The organism is Caulobacter sp. GSs2 (assembly GCF_058680895.1).
In genome coordinates this window covers 822,833-837,771 of record NZ_CM178725.1, presented here as the reverse complement: position 1 = coordinate 837,771, position 14,939 = coordinate 822,833, and the positions used below count along the sequence as shown (strand labels likewise).

Sequence of the window (14,939 nt, the reverse complement as noted above, 5' to 3'; positions counted from 1 at the left end):
CTTCGAAAGAGGCGGGCCGTTTGGCTATTTGCCCCAGCGCCAGGCCCATGGCTTGTCGCTCTTGCGCCCGACCAGCACGATGAAGCCGACGATCAGGCCAATTCGCAGGGCGACGCCCAGCCACGGATGGGGCGCGGTCAGCGACTGGGGCAGGGCGGACAGCCCGATCATTACCGCGCAGAAGACGACGATAGCCGCCCAGCCTTCCCAACTGCAGGGCAGGCTCGCGCCGTAGCCGTATTGCTTGGTCCGAAACCACGGCTTGCCCATGGGCGACCCTCCGGGTTGATTTCCTGCCCCAATCTACACCTGACGGCGAGCGGTGTCACGCGACCACGGGCATTGCGATCGCGCCGTCCCCCGATCGGCGCGGGGATTAGAAACCCTCTCCCAGAGGGAGAGGGAGGGGCCCGCCGCGTAGCGGTGGGAGGGTGAGGGGTTTGCGAAGCCCTTCCGGACAGGGCACGGCCCCAAGTGCGACAATGGTTTAGGGTGTAACCCCTCACCCTCCCACGCAAGCGTGGGTCCCTCCCTCTCCCTCTGGGAGAGGGTCGATAGAACGGGGACCGGCGCGGGTGTTCAGCAAACTTATCCGACGCGCTGAAACCTCCCGTATTCTTGTCCCACCTCGTCGCGAGGAAAGGGCGCAAGGCCAGCGACCATTGCGGCGACGGGGGGTGATCGAGCGGGACTGGGGTCGAGGGGGATACTCGACCGGTCCGGGGATCCTGGCGTTGCAGGACCCGCCCGCCGTCGGCGTGGACGGGGATCAAGGCGAGTGTTGGTCAGGATTGGCCCCACGCCCCCCGACCTCCGGGACTTCGGGAAACCGAGGCGTCCGGGTTCCGGTAAGGCCCCAACTGGGCCACCCGCTGGGACGCTGATGGATAACGACCACGCGGAGCGGACGGCTTCGTCGAAACGGTACTTACAAACTCACATCCGGACGTGGTCCGGACGCTCCGCGACCCTTTCCATCACCCTCGCAGCGAAAGCGCGAGGTCGAGAACTTGCGTTCGCTAAGCCGGCAGGCTCTTGCCCAGCTCCCCCGCCAGATCGCGGATGAACTGCCAGGCAACCCGGCCCGACCGCGCGCCGCGCAGCTGCGACCATTGCAGGGCGCGGCGGTCCAGGTTCTCGACCACCAGGTCGAAGCGCTCGGCATAGGTGCGGATCGCTTCCAGATAGGTCGGCTGATCCATCGGCGGGAAACCGATCCACAGGCCAAAGCGGTCGGAGACGCTCATTTCCTCCTCGGCGTCCTCGGCGGCGGCGATGGCCCCCTGGCTCTCGACGTGGTCGCGGGGCATCAGGTGGCGGCGGTTGGAGGTGGCGACGAACAGCACATTCTCGGGCGGGCCGGCCACGCCGCCCTCCAGCGCCGACTTCAGGGCCTTGGCGGCCGCCGCGCCGTCCTCGAACGACAGGTCGTCGCACAGCACCACGAAGCGCTCGGCGCGGCCGCGCAGCAGGTCAAACAGCGGGGGCAGGGCGGCGATCTCGTCGCGATCCACCTCGACCAGCTTCAGGGCGGGGTGTTCGGCGCTGACGGCCATGAAGGCGGCCTTGGTCATCGAGCTCTTGCCGGTGCCGCGCACGCCCCACAGCAAGATATGGTTGCAAGGCAGGCCGACGGCGAAGCGCTTCAGGTTCTCGACGAAGCGATCCTTCTGCCGCTCGACGCCGACCAGCAGGTCCAGCGCCATCGGATAGTCAGGCGCGGCGATGAAGGCCTGGCCTGAGGAATCATGTCGGAAAAGCCGCGCCCCGCCGAAATCCGGTGCGGCCGGCGCAGCCGGCGCCAGGCGCTCCAGGGCGTCGGCGATGCGGGCGAGCAGGGCGTTTTGGGCGTCGATCATGACCCGGTCCTAACCTTGCCGCGCCGTCATTGCAAAAGAGGAGGTGAACGCATAGCTTCCGCCGACTTGGCGAGACCCCATATGGGGGTTTCGACTGCAGAAATTTTGGAGACGTTATGCCCGGTGGCCTGAGCGCGCAGCTTATGCAAATCGCCCCCATCCTCCTGATGGTGGTGCTGTTCTACTTCATGCTGATCCGTCCGCAGCAGAAGCGGGCCAAAGAGCATCAGGTGATGCTGACCAACCTGAAGCGTGGCGACAATGTCGTGCTGTCCAGCGGCATGCTGGGCAAGGTCGTGCGCGTTGAAGACAAGGAAGTCGGCCTCGAGATCGCCCAGGGCGTCACCGTCAAGGTCGTCAAGGGCATGATCACCGAAGTCCGCACCAAGGGCGAACCGGCTCCGGCCAACGATCCCAAGAGCTGATTGCTCAAAACGCCCCGACCAAGGCGCCGCAAGGCGTCGTCCAGAGCTTGTAATCCATGCTGACACTGTCCCGCTGGAAGATCATCGTCGTCACTCTGGCGCTGATTTTCGGCTTTGCCTTCACACTGCCGAATCTTCTGCCGCAAAGAACGCTCGACGCTCTGCCCGGTTGGGTTCCCAAACAGAAGCTCAACCTGGGCCTCGACCTGCAGGGCGGATCCTATCTGCTCATGGAAGTCGATACGGCTGCGCTGCGCCGCGAACGTCTGACGAATCTCGTCGAAGACGTTCGCACCAGCCTGCGGGGCGAGCAGATCGCGTTTGGTGACCTGCGCGAAGGCAATGGCGTGATCAGTGTCCGCATCGCCGAGGCCGGCAAGGTCAACGACGCCGCCAACCTGCTTCGGCAGTCGGTCGGCGCGCCGTTGACCGGCTCGGTCGGCGGCCGTGACGTCTCGGTCGCCACGCGGGACGACCAGCGGCTGGAAATCAGCTTTGTCGCCGAGGCCGCCAAGGCCGATGCGGCGATGGCGGTCGAGCAGTCGATCGAAACCATCCGTCGCCGCATCGACAGCCTGGGGACCAAGGAACCGACGATCACCCGTCAGGGTTTGGACCGGATCGTCATCCAGGCCGCCGGTGAAAGCGATCCTGAAAAGCTGAAGTCAGTGATCGGCAAGACCGCCAAACTGACTTTCCAGATGGTCGATGAAGGCGTCACCCAGGAAGACCTCGTGGCCGGCCGCATTCCGCCGGGCTCCGAGATGCTGCCCAGTGAGGATGGCTATGTGCCCGCCTATGCGGTGCGCAAGCGGGCCGTGGTTTCGGGCGATGAACTGACCGACTCGCGTCAGACCTTCGACTCCCAGAGCGGCAACCCCGTCGTGTCGTTCAATTTCAACGGCCAGGGCGCTCGCAAGTTCGGCGACGCCACGGCGCGTAATGTCGGCAAGAAGTTCGCCATCGTCCTGGATGGCAAGATCATCTCGGCGCCGGTCATCAATGGCGCGATCACGGGCGGTTCGGGCATCATCACCGGCAATTTCACGCCGGAAAGCGCCGCCGAACTGGCCTTGCTGTTGCGGTCCGGGGCATTGCCCGCGCCGTTGACGGTCGAGGAACAACGCACGGTCGGCGCCGAACTGGGGGCTGACGCCGTCAAGGCCGGCGCGATCTCCACCCTGGTGGCTTTCGTGACCATCGTGGCCTTCATGCTGCTGTCGTATGGGCTGCTGTTTGGCGGCATCTCGGTGATCGCCCTGCTGATCAACGGCATGATGATCGTCGCGGCCATGTCGATCACCCAGGCCACCCTGACCTTGCCCGGTATCGCCGGCCTGATCCTGACCCTGGCCGTGGCCGTCGACGCAAACGTGCTGATCTATGAGCGGATGCGCGACGAGGCCCGGGCCGGAAAATCGCCGATCATGGCGGCCGACGCCGGTTTCTCTCGGGCCATGACCACGATCATCGACGCCAATGTCACCACGCTGGTGGCGGCGGGCATCATGTTCGCCTTCGGCGCAGGCCCGGTTCGCGGCTTTGCCTGGACCCTGTCGATCGGCGTGTTCACATCGGTGTTCACCGCCGTGCTGGTCAGCCAGCTTCTCATCGGCTGGTGGTTCCGCGCTGCCCGCCCCAAGCAACTTCCGATCTGAGTGAGCGCACCCATGGCCTGGCCCCTGATCAAGCTGCTCCCGCAGAAAACCAACCTCACCTTCGTCAAGTTTGCGCGCCTGATGGCGCTGATCAGCGCGACCCTCGTGGTCGCGTCGATGGTCGGCGTCTTCATGCCGGGCCTGAACATGGGCATCGACTTCAAGGGCGGTTCCGTCATGGAAGTTTCGACCGCCCCGCGCGCCGTCGATCTGGCCAAGGTGCGAACCACGCTTGAGGCCCAGGGTCTGGGCGATGTGCAAGTGCAGGAGTTCGGCGCCGCCGACCGTGCTCTGGTGCGGTTTCAGACCCCGGCCGGCGGCGACGCCGGCGTCACCTTGACCAACGTCAAGACCGCCCTGAAGCAGTCGCTGGGCGAGCCCGTCCAGTTCATCAACCCTTCGGCGGTGGGCCCCAAGGTGTCGGGTGAGCTGTTCCGCAGCGGCATCATCGCCCTCGCGCTCGCTGTCGGCCTGATGTTTCTCTACATCTGGTTCCGCTTTGAGCCCCAGTTCGGCCTCGGGGCCGTCGCGGGCCTGCTGCATGACCTGATCCTGACCTTCGGCTTTATCGTGCTGTTCAAGATCGAGTTCAGCCTCAACACCGTCGCGGCCCTGCTGACCGTGATCGGCTATTCGATGAACGACACCGTCGTCGTGTTCGACCGCCTTCGCGAGAACCTGCGCAAGTACAAGAAGATGCCCCTGGCCGAAGTGATCGACCTGTCGATCAACGAAACCCTGTCGCGCACCATCATCACCGGCGTCACGGCGGTCATGGCGCTCGCGGGCCTGGCCATTTTTGGCGGCGAGGCGCTGTTTGGCTTCTCGGTGGTGATGATCTTCGGGATCATCGTGGGCACCTACTCGTCGATCTATGTCGGCGCGCCGATCATCCTGCTGTGGGGCGTCAAGCGGGGCGACGACGACGCCACCCCGATCACCTTCGGCGCGGCCTCGCGTCCGTAATGGCCGAGCTTCGCCGTCCGCCCTCGATCGACGCCTGGGGCGGCGGCGGCTTTCGGGTCTCCGGCGACTGGCGGCCGGGGTCGCTGCTGATCATCAATGATCAGCCGCGCACCTGGTCGGCGACTGCCCTGGCGGCGCTGACGGCTGACGACTTCGCCGAGGTCTTCGCGGCCGGCGGCGCGGTCGAGTTCGTGCTGCTGGGCGGCGGGCTGCACAACGCCTTGCCGCCGCGCGATCTTCGTGACGCCCTGAAGGCGGCGGGCATCGGCCTTGAGTTCATGAGCACCGAAGCTGCGGCCCGCACCTACAACGTGCTGGCCAGTGAGGGCCGGCGCCTGGCGGCGGCCTTGATCGCGGTCTAGCCGGCAGCGTTTTCAAGGCTTTGCCCGACTCTGAGAAGCGGCTTATAGCTGACCGTCAAGATTTAGGGCTCTTAGGGGGAACTTGGATGTCCGGACTGCTCGCGAACTTCCGCAACACCATCATCGTCAGCGTGATCCTGTCGCTGGTGATGATCGTCGGCTACTTCATGCACGCCGGCGGCGGGCTGGTGTTCCTTGAGGCGGTGTTCCGCTTCGTGCACGTGTTCTTCGGCATCCTGTGGATCGGGCTGCTGTACTATTTCAACTTCGTGCAGATTCGCATGATGCCGCAGATCCCGGCCGAGCTGAAGCCGGCCGTTTCCAAGTACATTGCGCCCGAGGCGCTGTTCTGGTTCCGCTGGGCGGCCCTGGCCACCTTGGTGATGGGCGTGCTCCTGGCGCTGAGCCGCAACTATCTGCTCGAGGCCGCGACCCTGGGTCTGGCCGGCGGCTACTCGCCCGACGTCGACGCCCGCTACACCTTCATCGGCGTGGGCATGTGGCTGGCGACGATCATGTTCATCAACGTCTGGGGCGTGATCTGGCCGAACCAGAAGATCGCTTTGGGCATCGTCGAAGCCGATGCGGACGCCAAGGCCAAGGCCGCCAAGATGGCCATGCTGTTTTCGCGCACCAACACCCTGCTCAGCATCCCGATGCTGGCCACCATGACGATGAACCAGACGCTGTTCGGCTAAACCCCGGGCAAAATCGTGTAAGGGGAGGGCCCGCCGGGGAATCGGCGGGCCCTTTCTCGTTTGAAGACCCATGGCCGACACCGAAACCCTCGACGACCTCGTCCGCCGCGTCGATCCCGACCGCTGGCTGGCCAGCCGCTTCATCGCCGATCCCGCGGCGCGGGCCGACGTGATCGCGCTGTACGCCTTCAACTATGAACTGGCCCGGGTGGCCGGCGGGGTCTCCAACGCCCTGATGGGCGAGATCCGGCTGACCTGGTGGCGCGAGGCCATGGAAGAGATCGCGGCCGGCAAGCCGCCGCGCAAGCATCCCAATGTCGAGGCCATCGCCGCCTCGGGGATCGACCCCCTGGCTCTGGCCACCCTGGTCGAGGCCCGTTTCGACGATCTGGACGACGCGCCGCCGGCCGACGAGGGCAGGGCGCTGGCCTATGTCGACGGCACAGCCGGCGCCCTGGCCGTGCTGGCCGCCCGACGTCTTGATCCGTCCGCCGACCCGCACGCCGTCAAGGGCGCGGCCCGGGCCTATGGCCTGGCGGGGCTGTGGCGGCTGAAGCTGGCGGGGCGTTCGCGCCTGCCCGAGGACTGGACCCAGGCCGATCTGGCGCGCCGGGTCGCCGATCAGCTCAAGGTCGCTCGCCGCGAACTGAAGGGCCTGCCCGTCGCGGCCTTCCCGGCCATCGCGCCGGCCGCCCTGGCCGGCGCCTACGCCAGGGGGCGCGACCCCGGCGAGCTCGAAAAAAAGGCCCGCCTCACCTGGTCGGTGGCGACGGGCCTGATTTAGGCCTGCCTACTTCTTCTCGGCCGTCCAGGTGTTGAGCCAGTCCAGCACTTCCTTGTGCCACTGCACCGAGTTCTGGGCCTTCAGCACCCAGTGGTTCTCATTGGGGAAGTACAGCAGCTTGCTGGGCACGCCCTTGCGCTGCAGGGCCGTGAAGGTGGCGATGCCCTGTTCCAGCGGTACGCGGTAGTCCAGCTGGCCCTGCACGACCAGGGTCGGCTTGGTCCAGTTCGCAACGTGATCGGCCGGGTTGAACTTGCCGTAGGTGTTGCCGGGCGCGAAGGGCGTGCCGCCGTTTTCCCACTCGGTGAACCACAGCTCTTCGGTCGAATAGCCCATGAAGCGGGTGTCGAAGATGCCATCGTGATTGACTAGGCACTTCCAGGGCTCGTTCCAGTTGCCGGCGATCCAGTTGACCATGAAGCCGCCGTACGAGGCCCCGAGCGCGCAGGCCCGGTCGCCGTCCAGGAAGCCATAGGTCTTCAGTGCGTGATCCCAGCCCTTCTGCAGGTCTTCCAGCGGGCGGTCGCCCCAGTGCTGGCTGATCGAGTCGGTGAAGGCCTGGCCGTAGCCGGTGGAGCCGTGGAAATCGATCATCACCACGGCATAGCCGGCATTGGTGTAGGTCTGCGGGTTCCAGCGATGGCTCCAGCTGTTGCCGAACGAGCCCTGCGGTCCGCCATGGATCAGGAAGGCGACCGGATAGCGCTTGGCCGGATCGAAATTGGCCGGCTTGACCACAAAGCCGTGCACCGTCTCGTCATTCCAGCCCTTGAAGTTGAACTGCTCGGGTTCGCCCCAGGCGACGGTCTTCAGGCGTTCGGCGTTCAGGTCTGTCAGCTTGATCGGCGCGCCCTTGCCGGCCGTCGCATAAAGCTGGGCGGGGCCTTTCAGGGTGTCCATCGCATAGACGAGACCGGCCGGGCCCACATCAAAGGCGCTGACATGGCCGTCGCCGGTGACTGGCGCGATCTTGCCCGTCTTGACGGTGATGGCGAAGATCTTCGTCTGACCCACGTCCTGGGCCAGGGCGTAGATCGACTTGCCGTCCGGGCTCCAGGCGATGGCGTCGGCCGAGCGATCCCAGGTGGGGACCAGCTCATGCTCTTTGCCTGTGGCTTCCTCGTGCAGGATGATCGCGTAGCGGTCGGCCTCGAAGCCCGGCCGCTTCATGGCGCGATAGGCCGCCCACTTGCCGTCCGGCGAATAGACCGGGGCGGTATCCCAGGCCTTGTTGGCGGGCGTCAGGTTCTTGGGCTTGGCCGAACCGTCCAGCGGGGCCGCCCAGATGTCGAAATTGGTGGTCCAGGCCTCGTCCTTGCCCGCCACCTTGGCCGAGAAGGTCACGAACTTGCTGTCGGGCGAGATGGTGAAGTCCTCGTCGCCACCGAACGGCTTGGTGGGCGTGTCGCCGTCGAAGCCGGGCATCAGAGCTACCGGCTTGCCCGAGGCCACGCCCTTGTCGTCCAGGGCCAGGGCGTAGAGGTGATTGCGGGTCCCGTCGGCCCATGTATCCCAATGGCGAATGAACAGCTTGTCGTGGACCACGCCTGTGGCCTTGACCGACTTGCGGGCGTCCAGGCGGGCCTGGGTGCAGTCCAGCGTGTCGCAATCGGGGAAGACGGCCTGGCTGATCACCAGGGTCTTGCCGTCCGGCGAGACCTTGAAGGCCCCGACATCGAACGGCGCGGAGGTCACCTGTACGGCGGTCTCGCCCGTGGCGTCGGCGCGGAACACCTGATCGGTTCCGCCGACGCGGCTGGAGACGAAATAGATCGACTTGCCGTCCGGCGACCAGCGGGCGCTGCTGGCCCCGCCGTCCGAGACCGCCAGTCGGCGCGGCGCCATCCTAGTCTTCAGGTCGGCGAGCCACAGCGACATCGAGGCCTTGTTGGCGTCGAAGTCCATGGTCCGCACGCTGTAGATCACCAAGCGACCGTCGGGTGAGACGCGGGGATCGCTCAGGCGGTCCAGGCTGGCCATGTCCTTGGCGGTGAACGGACGTGCCTGTGCGACGGCCATTCCGCCGAACGCGGCGGACAGCGCCAGGGCCGAGGCGGCGAGACGCAAGCTCTTGATCATCAAACGCAAAATCCTGGCCCTATTCTTCCTTGAAGGAGCGGGACCCTAACCTTCGCGTGCGCGCTAGACCAGAGGATAGGGGGGCGCGATCGCGAACGCCGGTCGTCCGACACCGGTCGATTTTATGTGGCGATTTCATGTCAAAAAAGCGACACGATTACAAAGGCTTGAGCGGTAACAATCCGAAACAGGACTTGCTTTGCCGCACCGCGGCATGGTCCCTAAATGGTACACAGGGCGTAGAGCGGTCGAAGAACCGTTTCTGAGTAAAACGATAAGGGTCTTTCGTGTCGGCTTCGGCGTATTTTCAGCACACGGTCGCAGGACCGGTGATCTTCGCGGGGATTGGCCTGCACACGGGTGAGCACGTCCGTGTCGCCGTGCGCCCGGCCCAGATCGACGCCGGGATCGTCTTCGTGCGCACCGATGTCCACGACCTCGACAATCGCGTCCCGGTGAAGCCCGACGCTGTCTGCCAGACCCAGCTGGGCACCGTCATCAACAACGCCGACGACGTGCGGGTCTCGACCATCGAGCACCTGATGGCCGCCCTGGCCGCCCTGTCGATCGACAACTGCATCGTCGAGGTCGATGGCCCCGAGGTTCCGATCATGGACGGCTCGGCCGAGCCCTTCGTGCAGATCCTGGATCGCGCCGGCCGCCGCAAGCAGGAAGCCGCCCGCAAATATATCGAGATCCTGGAGCCGGTCCGGGTCGAGGAGGGCGACAAGTTCGCCAGCCTGACCCCGTCGGATCGCTTCGAGGTCGCCTTCGAGATCGCCTTTGGCAGCAAGGCCATCGGTCGCCAGCGCGTCGACCTGACCGTGGACGAGGACTCGTTCCGCGCCGAGCTCTCCAACTGCCGCACCTTCGGTTTCGTCCGCGATGTCGAGGCCCTGCGGGCCATCGGCCTGGCGCGGGGCGGCTCGATGGAAAACGCCGTCGTCATCGATGGCGACCGGGTGCTGAACCCCGAAGGTCTGCGTCGCCCCGACGAGTTCGTGCGTCACAAGGCGCTGGACGCGGTGGGCGACCTGTTTGTTCTGGGCGCGCCGATCATTGGCCGCTTCGAAGGCGTGCTGGCGGGGCACGGCCTCAATAACGCCGTGGTTCGGGCGTTGCTGGCCCAGCCGCGCGCTTGGCGCCTGCGCACCCATGCGCTGGAACTGGCGCAGGCTGTCTAGATAAAAGCGCGACCGGCGTCGTTGAGCCTTCGCATTTGCGCCCCAAGCGGCGTGGTGTAGAAGCCTTGCACGGCGCCGAGGCGCGCGTTTGCTTCGAGGGTGATAGTCCGTGCTTCTTAAATTCCCGGGTCGTTCGGCAGTCGTCCTCGCCGCCGTTCTCGTCTCCGTTACGGTCGCGGGCTGCGCCGGCCAGGCCAAGAAGCCGACCTTGGCCTATGAAGAGCGCCCGGTGGAGCTGCTCTACGCCACGGGCGCCGATCGCCTGGACCGCGGCAACTGGAACGAGGCCGTCGACTATTTCCGCGAAGTCGAACGCCAGCACCCCTATTCGGAATGGTCGCGCCGCTCGATCCTGATGACCGGCTTCGCCCACTATCAGGGCAACCAGTACAATGACGCCATCGGCGACGCCGACCGCTTCATCTCGCTGTATCCGGGCAATCCGTCGGCTTCCTACGCCTACTATCTGAAGGCCGTCTGCTATTTCGAGCAGATCGTCGACGTCAACCGCGACCAGGCCGCCACCGAGCAGGCCCTGGCGTCACTGCGCGACGTGGTCCAACGCTATCCGACCAGCGAATACGCCCAGGACGCCCGCCTGAAGATCGACATGGTCAATGACCAGCTGGCCGGCAAGGAAATGGCCATCGGCCGCTACTATCTGCGCCAGGGCCAGACCCTGGCCGCCATCGGCCGCTTCAAGACCGTGATCGACCGTCACCAGACCACGTCGCACACGCCAGAAGCCCTGTTCCGTCTGGTCGAGTCCTATCTGACCCTGGGCCTGTTCGATGAGGCCAAGCGCAACGGCGCCGTGCTGGGCTACAACTTCCCGGGCGATCGCTGGTATTCGGACGCCTACAAGCTTCTGAACGACGCCGGCCTCAAGCCCGCCGTCGAGCCGCTGACCCCCGGCGCCAAGAAGAATCTGCTGGACCGTCTGGTGCGCGACAAGAACGCCACCCTGGCCCCTCCCGGCGAAAAGCCGGCCAAGAAGGACGGCGTGCGGGGCCTTCTGGGGCTCTAGTCCGGGGTCCCCGCAGCCTCGCGGAACACAAGCTGAACATCGAAGCGTCTGAGCGCTTTGAAAAACGCTGATTCTGGGCGAATCTCCGCGACATGCTGATTGGTCTCTCCATTCGCGACGTCGTGCTCATCGAGAGCCTGGATCTGGCCATCGGGCCGGGCCTGACCGCCCTGACCGGTGAAACCGGCGCGGGCAAGTCGATCATCCTCGACGCCCTGGGCCTGGCGACCGGCGCGCGGGCCGACGCCGGCCTCGTTCGACGCGGCGCGGCGGGTCAGGCCTCGGCCACCGCCATCTTCGCCCTGCAGGCCGATCACCCGGCCTTCGCCTATCTGGACGACAAGGGCCTGGACTATGGCCGCGACGAGGACCTGGTCCTGCGCCGCCAGCTGTCGCCCGACGGCCGCTCCAGAGCCTTCGTCAATGATCAGGCCACCAGCGTCGGCGTGCTGAAAGACCTGGGCGCCCTGCTGCTCGAGGTGCACGGCCAGCACGAGACCGTCGGCCTGCTGGATCCCCGCACCCACCGCACCCTGCTGGACGCCTTCGGCGCCGTCTCCGTCTCGGCCGTCGCCTCGGCCTGGAGCGGTTGGCGCGCCGCGCGGGAAAAGGCCGAGGCCCTGCGCGCTCTCGCCAACCAGGCCGCCGCCGAGACCGAGGAACTGACTCTGCGTCTGTCGGAGCTGGACCGCCTGGACCCCCGCGAGGGCGAGGAGACGGCTCTGGCCGAGGAACGCGCCCTGCTGGGCTCGGCCGAGAAGGCCCTGGCCGACATCGCCTCGGCCCAGGACGCGCTCGGTGGAGATGCTTTGTCGGGCAAGCTGGCCCAGGCCTTCCGCGCCCTTGAGCGGGCCCGCGAGCGCGCCCTGCATGCCGGAGCCCCGGCCGACGGCGCGGCCATGACCCGGCTGACCGCCGCCTGCGACGCCGTCGACCGCGCCCTGGTCGAGGCTCAGGAAGCCAGCGCCGCCATCGACGCCGTCGCCGAAACCTTCGAGTTCGAGCCCGACCGGCTGGAAAAGACCGAGGAGCGGTTGTTCGCCCTGCGCGGCATGGCCCGCAAGCTGAACGTCGCCACCGAGAACCTGCCGTCCCTGCGCGCCGAATTCGCGGCCCGCCTGCAGGCCATCGAGACCTCCGGCGAGGCCCTGAAGGCCGCCGAGGAAGAGGCGGCTTCCGCCCGCGACGGCTATGTCTTCGCCGCCGAAGCCCTGTCGGCCGAACGCCGCGCCGCCGGCGACCGGCTGGCCCTGGCCGTCGAGGCCGAACTCGCGCCGCTGAAGCTGGAAAAGGCCAGGTTCCGGGTCGCCGTCGAGCCCCTGCCCGAGGACCGCGTCGGCCCCACCGGCATGGACCGGGTGGCCTTCGAGATCTCGACCAATCCCGGCGCGCCGTTTGGGCCCATGGAGACCATCGCCTCGGGCGGCGAACTGGCCCGTTTTGCCCTGGCCCTGAAGGCGGCCCTGGCCGGTCGCGGCACCGGTCCGCAGCCGCTGATGATCTTCGACGAGGTCGACCAGGGCGTCGGCGGCGCCGTGGCGGACGCTGTGGGCCTGCGCCTCAAGCGTCTGGCCCAGAACGCCCAGGTCCTGGTGGTCACCCACTCGGCCCAGGTCGCAGCCCGCGGCGACGCCCACTGGCGCATCGCCAAGTCCGGCGACGATCAGTCCATCCGCACCCGTGTCGAGCCCCTGTCGCCAGCCCAACGCGAGGAAGAGATCGCCCGCATGCTGTCGGGGGCCGAGGTCACCGAAGCGGCGAGGGCGGCGGCGCGGGCCTTGATCAACTAGGTTGCGTCGAGCCGAACGCGCCGAAAGCGGACCATCCCAACGGCTGTGAAGGGTGGATGGACCCGGTCAGAACAGGACACTGGTCGCCACCCCCAAATATCTTGTCATCCCGGCCGTAGCGTAGCGGAGAGCCGGGACCCAGGGGCCGCCTCACTGCAGTTGCCCCTGGGTCCCGGCGCTCCCGCCCTCACGGGCGTCCGGCCGGGATGACAAGATTTATGGGGGTGAGGCGAAGCCTCCGAAGCCGAACTTTCGAGATGCCGCTTTGGGTGGAAATCGGACCTAGCCGTCCGTCGATTGATCCTCATAGACATTGAGGCCCAGATCAATCTCCAGCGCGGCCATCTCCCCGAGAAGGCTTGCGTCAAGGACCGCGCCAGTATCGCCATTTGGATACCAGAAGACATAGAAACTCAGGCGTCCACCGGTGCGTCGGAATTCGTCCCAGTGCTTCTCATTAACTTGAATCACGGCAACGGCCCGAGACAGGCAAGCCGTAAGCTCTCCATCATCGCCGTGGGCGATTTTAAGAGAACAGTAGCTCTCCGAGCGGACGCCGCCGAGTTCGCGCCCCACAGGCGTGGTGCGAGGCTCGCCCGCCGTCCAGCCCGAAGTCATCGGCCACGGAAACCCTGCCGCCAGTTCATTGGCTGGTGCGGTTGGATGTCTGATCTGAAGGCTTACTTTGTAGTCGAAGACTTTTCCCATGTGGCCACGTTAGCGGACCTCCATAACTTCCGACTAGGGTCGGAAACACGCTTTGGCTCTGTGACCGATTCCGGACCTTCAAAGCCCTATGGCGAGCCAGTCTCACGCCCAGCGAACGCCCCGCAAGAACGGCGAACCCCCAACAGCTCTCAGACCGCCCGACGCCTCGCCCACATCGCCGGGTTGGCGCGAAACATCGACCGCAGGGCGCTCATTTCGACGCGCGGCTTGACCCAGGCCTGCAGCGGGCCGTCGACGAAGCGCTCGAACAGGGCGGCGAAGATCACGGCGGCCGGGAAGGCCATAGCCCAGGTCAGCCACAGAGCGCCGTCGTTCAAGGCGAGCTTGCCCGCCACTACGTGCTGGGCGCCAAACCAGGTCACGCCGACGAACTGGTTGGTCAGGTAGAGGGCGAAGGCCAGCCGACCCGCCGTCTTGGCCCAGCCCCAGTCCTTGCGGGCCGAGGCGCCGGCCGCAAAGATCAGCACGGCCAGCAAGGCCAGGCTGGCATAGTCGAACGCGCCGATCAGGTTCAGGGCCACCACGCCGGCGATGGCCGCCGCGCCCAGAGCGTCGGCGACGCGGGGGCTGACCACGACTTCGCGGCCCAGGCGGGCGATCAGCATGCCGATCAGGAACAGGGGCAGGGCGCGGATGACGCCATACTTCAGCGCCAGACGATAGGAGCTCTGGCCCAGCCAGTAGCGGCAGGCCAGATCGACAGCGACGAAGATCGCCACGCCCACGGCCAGGGCGATCCAGGGCGAGCGGATCGCGGCAAAGCTGCGCCACAGCACCGGGAAGGCGGCATAGCAGAAGATCAGGGCCGACAGGGTCCAGGTCGGAGTGTTCCAGCCCGACGGGCCGTCAAAGCCCCAGGCCTGCACCAGCAGGGCCTGGGCCGGCAGCTGCGACCACTGGAACCACTGCGGGTTCTGCGGGGCGATGCCGATCAGGGTGGTCGCGAGGATCAGGGCCATGAAGCCGGCCAGCATCACCAGATGCGAGGGCCAGACGCGGGCAAAGCGCTTGAGCAGGAATTCGCGGTCGCCGACCTGACGCTGGCCGACCCGGTCGCCATAGGCCCGGCCCAGCACATAGCCCGACAGCATCAGGAAGAAGTCGGTGGCCAGATAGCCGCGCCCCAGCGCCGGGTGCAGGGCAAACAGGCTGACCGGCGCCTGCTCGGCATAGTGATAGATCACCATGAAGAAGGCCGCGAAGAACCGCAGGGCGTCCAGCGGACCGCCGCGCGACAGGTCTCTCGCCGTGGGGAGATCGCGCGCCCTAATGCGGGACGGTTCGGCGGCGTTCGACATGCGGATCTCCGTTTCTGACGAAGCCGCAGCAAGGCGCGCGCCAACAGGAGCGTTTTAGCAGGGCATCGGTTAAAACCGGG

General features: G+C 66.4%; 14 protein-coding genes. 9 read left to right on the top strand and 5 right to left on the bottom strand.

What is annotated here, in order from left to right:
* Positions 1-24 precede the first annotated feature (24 nt).
* Complete coding sequence (locus ACW17Z_RS04095; RefSeq protein WP_492057653.1) at positions 25-270, bottom strand: hypothetical protein; 246 nt, start codon at positions 268-270, stop codon at positions 25-27.
* Between the two features lie 749 nt (positions 271-1,019).
* A complete protein-coding gene (locus ACW17Z_RS04090) occupies positions 1,020-1,859 on the bottom strand; it encodes an ATP-binding protein (RefSeq protein ID WP_492057652.1) in 840 nt (279 codons plus the stop codon).
* A 116-nt stretch (positions 1,860-1,975) separates the two neighbouring features.
* Here ACW17Z_RS04090 and yajC point away from each other — a divergent pair, with 116 nt between their 5' ends.
* The 6 genes from yajC to ACW17Z_RS04060 all read left to right on the top strand — a co-directional run bounded on the left by yajC (position 1,976) and on the right by ACW17Z_RS04060 (position 6,752).
* Positions 1,976-2,284 carry a preprotein translocase subunit YajC gene (gene yajC, locus ACW17Z_RS04085; protein ID WP_492057650.1) on the top strand — a complete coding sequence of 103 codons (309 nt, stop codon included), beginning with the start codon at positions 1,976-1,978 and terminating at the stop codon, positions 2,282-2,284.
* A 56-nt stretch (positions 2,285-2,340) separates the two neighbouring features.
* Positions 2,341-3,942: a protein translocase subunit SecD gene (gene secD / locus ACW17Z_RS04080; protein WP_492057649.1), complete on the top strand. Its 1,602-nt coding sequence runs from the start codon at positions 2,341-2,343 to the stop codon at positions 3,940-3,942.
* Positions 3,943-4,908, top strand: coding sequence for a protein translocase subunit SecF (gene secF / locus ACW17Z_RS04075; RefSeq protein WP_492057647.1), 966 nt, complete (start codon positions 3,943-3,945; stop codon positions 4,906-4,908).
* A complete protein-coding gene (locus ACW17Z_RS04070; protein WP_492057645.1) occupies positions 4,908-5,270 on the top strand; it encodes an Mth938-like domain-containing protein in 363 nt (120 codons plus the stop codon). Before secF ends, ACW17Z_RS04070 begins: the two co-directional genes overlap by 1 nt.
* 86 nt (positions 5,271-5,356) lie before the next feature.
* The gene (locus ACW17Z_RS04065; RefSeq protein WP_419317498.1) at positions 5,357-5,968 is read left to right on the top strand and encodes a urate hydroxylase PuuD; all 612 of its coding nucleotides are present in this window, start codon (positions 5,357-5,359) and stop codon (positions 5,966-5,968) included.
* Positions 5,969-6,038: 70 nt separating this feature from the next.
* On the top strand, positions 6,039-6,752 hold the full coding sequence (locus ACW17Z_RS04060) for a squalene/phytoene synthase family protein (RefSeq protein ID WP_492057643.1): 714 nt from the start codon (positions 6,039-6,041) through the stop codon (positions 6,750-6,752).
* A 6-nt stretch (positions 6,753-6,758) separates the two neighbouring features.
* Here the strand turns inward: ACW17Z_RS04060 and ACW17Z_RS04055 are convergent, their stop codons facing one another.
* Entirely contained in the window at positions 6,759-8,831 is a 2,073-nt protein-coding gene (locus ACW17Z_RS04055) for a S9 family peptidase (protein ID WP_492057642.1), read from the bottom strand.
* 287 nt (positions 8,832-9,118) lie between these two features.
* Between ACW17Z_RS04055 and lpxC the strand changes: the two genes are divergently transcribed.
* The 3 genes from lpxC to recN all read left to right on the top strand — a co-directional run bounded on the left by lpxC (position 9,119) and on the right by recN (position 12,832).
* Positions 9,119-10,015 carry a UDP-3-O-acyl-N-acetylglucosamine deacetylase gene (gene lpxC, locus ACW17Z_RS04050; RefSeq protein ID WP_419317495.1) on the top strand — a complete coding sequence of 299 codons (897 nt, stop codon included), beginning with the start codon at positions 9,119-9,121 and terminating at the stop codon, positions 10,013-10,015.
* A 109-nt stretch (positions 10,016-10,124) separates the two neighbouring features.
* Positions 10,125-11,042: an outer membrane protein assembly factor BamD gene (locus ACW17Z_RS04045; RefSeq protein WP_492057641.1), complete on the top strand. Its 918-nt coding sequence runs from the start codon at positions 10,125-10,127 to the stop codon at positions 11,040-11,042.
* Between the two features lie 92 nt (positions 11,043-11,134).
* Positions 11,135-12,832, top strand: coding sequence for a DNA repair protein RecN (gene recN, locus ACW17Z_RS04040; protein ID WP_492057639.1), 1,698 nt, complete (start codon positions 11,135-11,137; stop codon positions 12,830-12,832).
* A gap of 282 nt (positions 12,833-13,114) precedes the next feature.
* Here recN and ACW17Z_RS04035 read toward each other — a convergent pair whose 3' ends face one another.
* Together ACW17Z_RS04035 and ACW17Z_RS04030 are read right to left on the bottom strand one after the other, a co-directional pair.
* The gene (locus tag ACW17Z_RS04035; RefSeq protein WP_492057638.1) at positions 13,115-13,540 is read right to left on the bottom strand and encodes a hypothetical protein; all 426 of its coding nucleotides are present in this window, start codon (positions 13,538-13,540) and stop codon (positions 13,115-13,117) included.
* A 149-nt stretch (positions 13,541-13,689) separates the two neighbouring features.
* Entirely contained in the window at positions 13,690-14,859 is a 1,170-nt protein-coding gene (locus tag ACW17Z_RS04030) for an acyltransferase family protein (RefSeq protein ID WP_492057637.1), read from the bottom strand.
* Positions 14,860-14,939 lie beyond the last annotated feature (80 nt).

Bases quoted from the DNA above. Each gene is read 5' to 3' on its own strand.
- ACW17Z_RS04095 (WP_492057653.1), bottom strand. From the start codon at position 270: ATGGGCAAGCCGTGGTTTCGGACCAAGCAATACGGCTACGGCGCGAGC.
- ACW17Z_RS04090 (WP_492057652.1), bottom strand. From the start codon at position 1,859: ATGATCGACGCCCAAAACGCCCTGCTCGCCCGCATCGCCGACGCCCTG.
- yajC (WP_492057650.1), top strand. From the start codon at position 1,976: ATGCCCGGTGGCCTGAGCGCGCAGCTTATGCAAATCGCCCCCATCCTC.
- secD (WP_492057649.1), top strand. From the start codon at position 2,341: ATGCTGACACTGTCCCGCTGGAAGATCATCGTCGTCACTCTGGCGCTG.
- ACW17Z_RS04070 (WP_492057645.1), top strand. From the start codon at position 4,908: ATGGCCGAGCTTCGCCGTCCGCCCTCGATCGACGCCTGGGGCGGCGGC.
- ACW17Z_RS04065 (WP_419317498.1), top strand. From the start codon at position 5,357: ATGTCCGGACTGCTCGCGAACTTCCGCAACACCATCATCGTCAGCGTG.
- ACW17Z_RS04060 (WP_492057643.1), top strand. From the start codon at position 6,039: ATGGCCGACACCGAAACCCTCGACGACCTCGTCCGCCGCGTCGATCCC.
- ACW17Z_RS04055 (WP_492057642.1), bottom strand. From the start codon at position 8,831: ATGATCAAGAGCTTGCGTCTCGCCGCCTCGGCCCTGGCGCTGTCCGCC.
- recN (WP_492057639.1), top strand. From the start codon at position 11,135: ATGCTGATTGGTCTCTCCATTCGCGACGTCGTGCTCATCGAGAGCCTG.
- ACW17Z_RS04035 (WP_492057638.1), bottom strand. From the start codon at position 13,540: ATGGGAAAAGTCTTCGACTACAAAGTAAGCCTTCAGATCAGACATCCA.
- ACW17Z_RS04030 (WP_492057637.1), bottom strand. From the start codon at position 14,859: ATGTCGAACGCCGCCGAACCGTCCCGCATTAGGGCGCGCGATCTCCCC.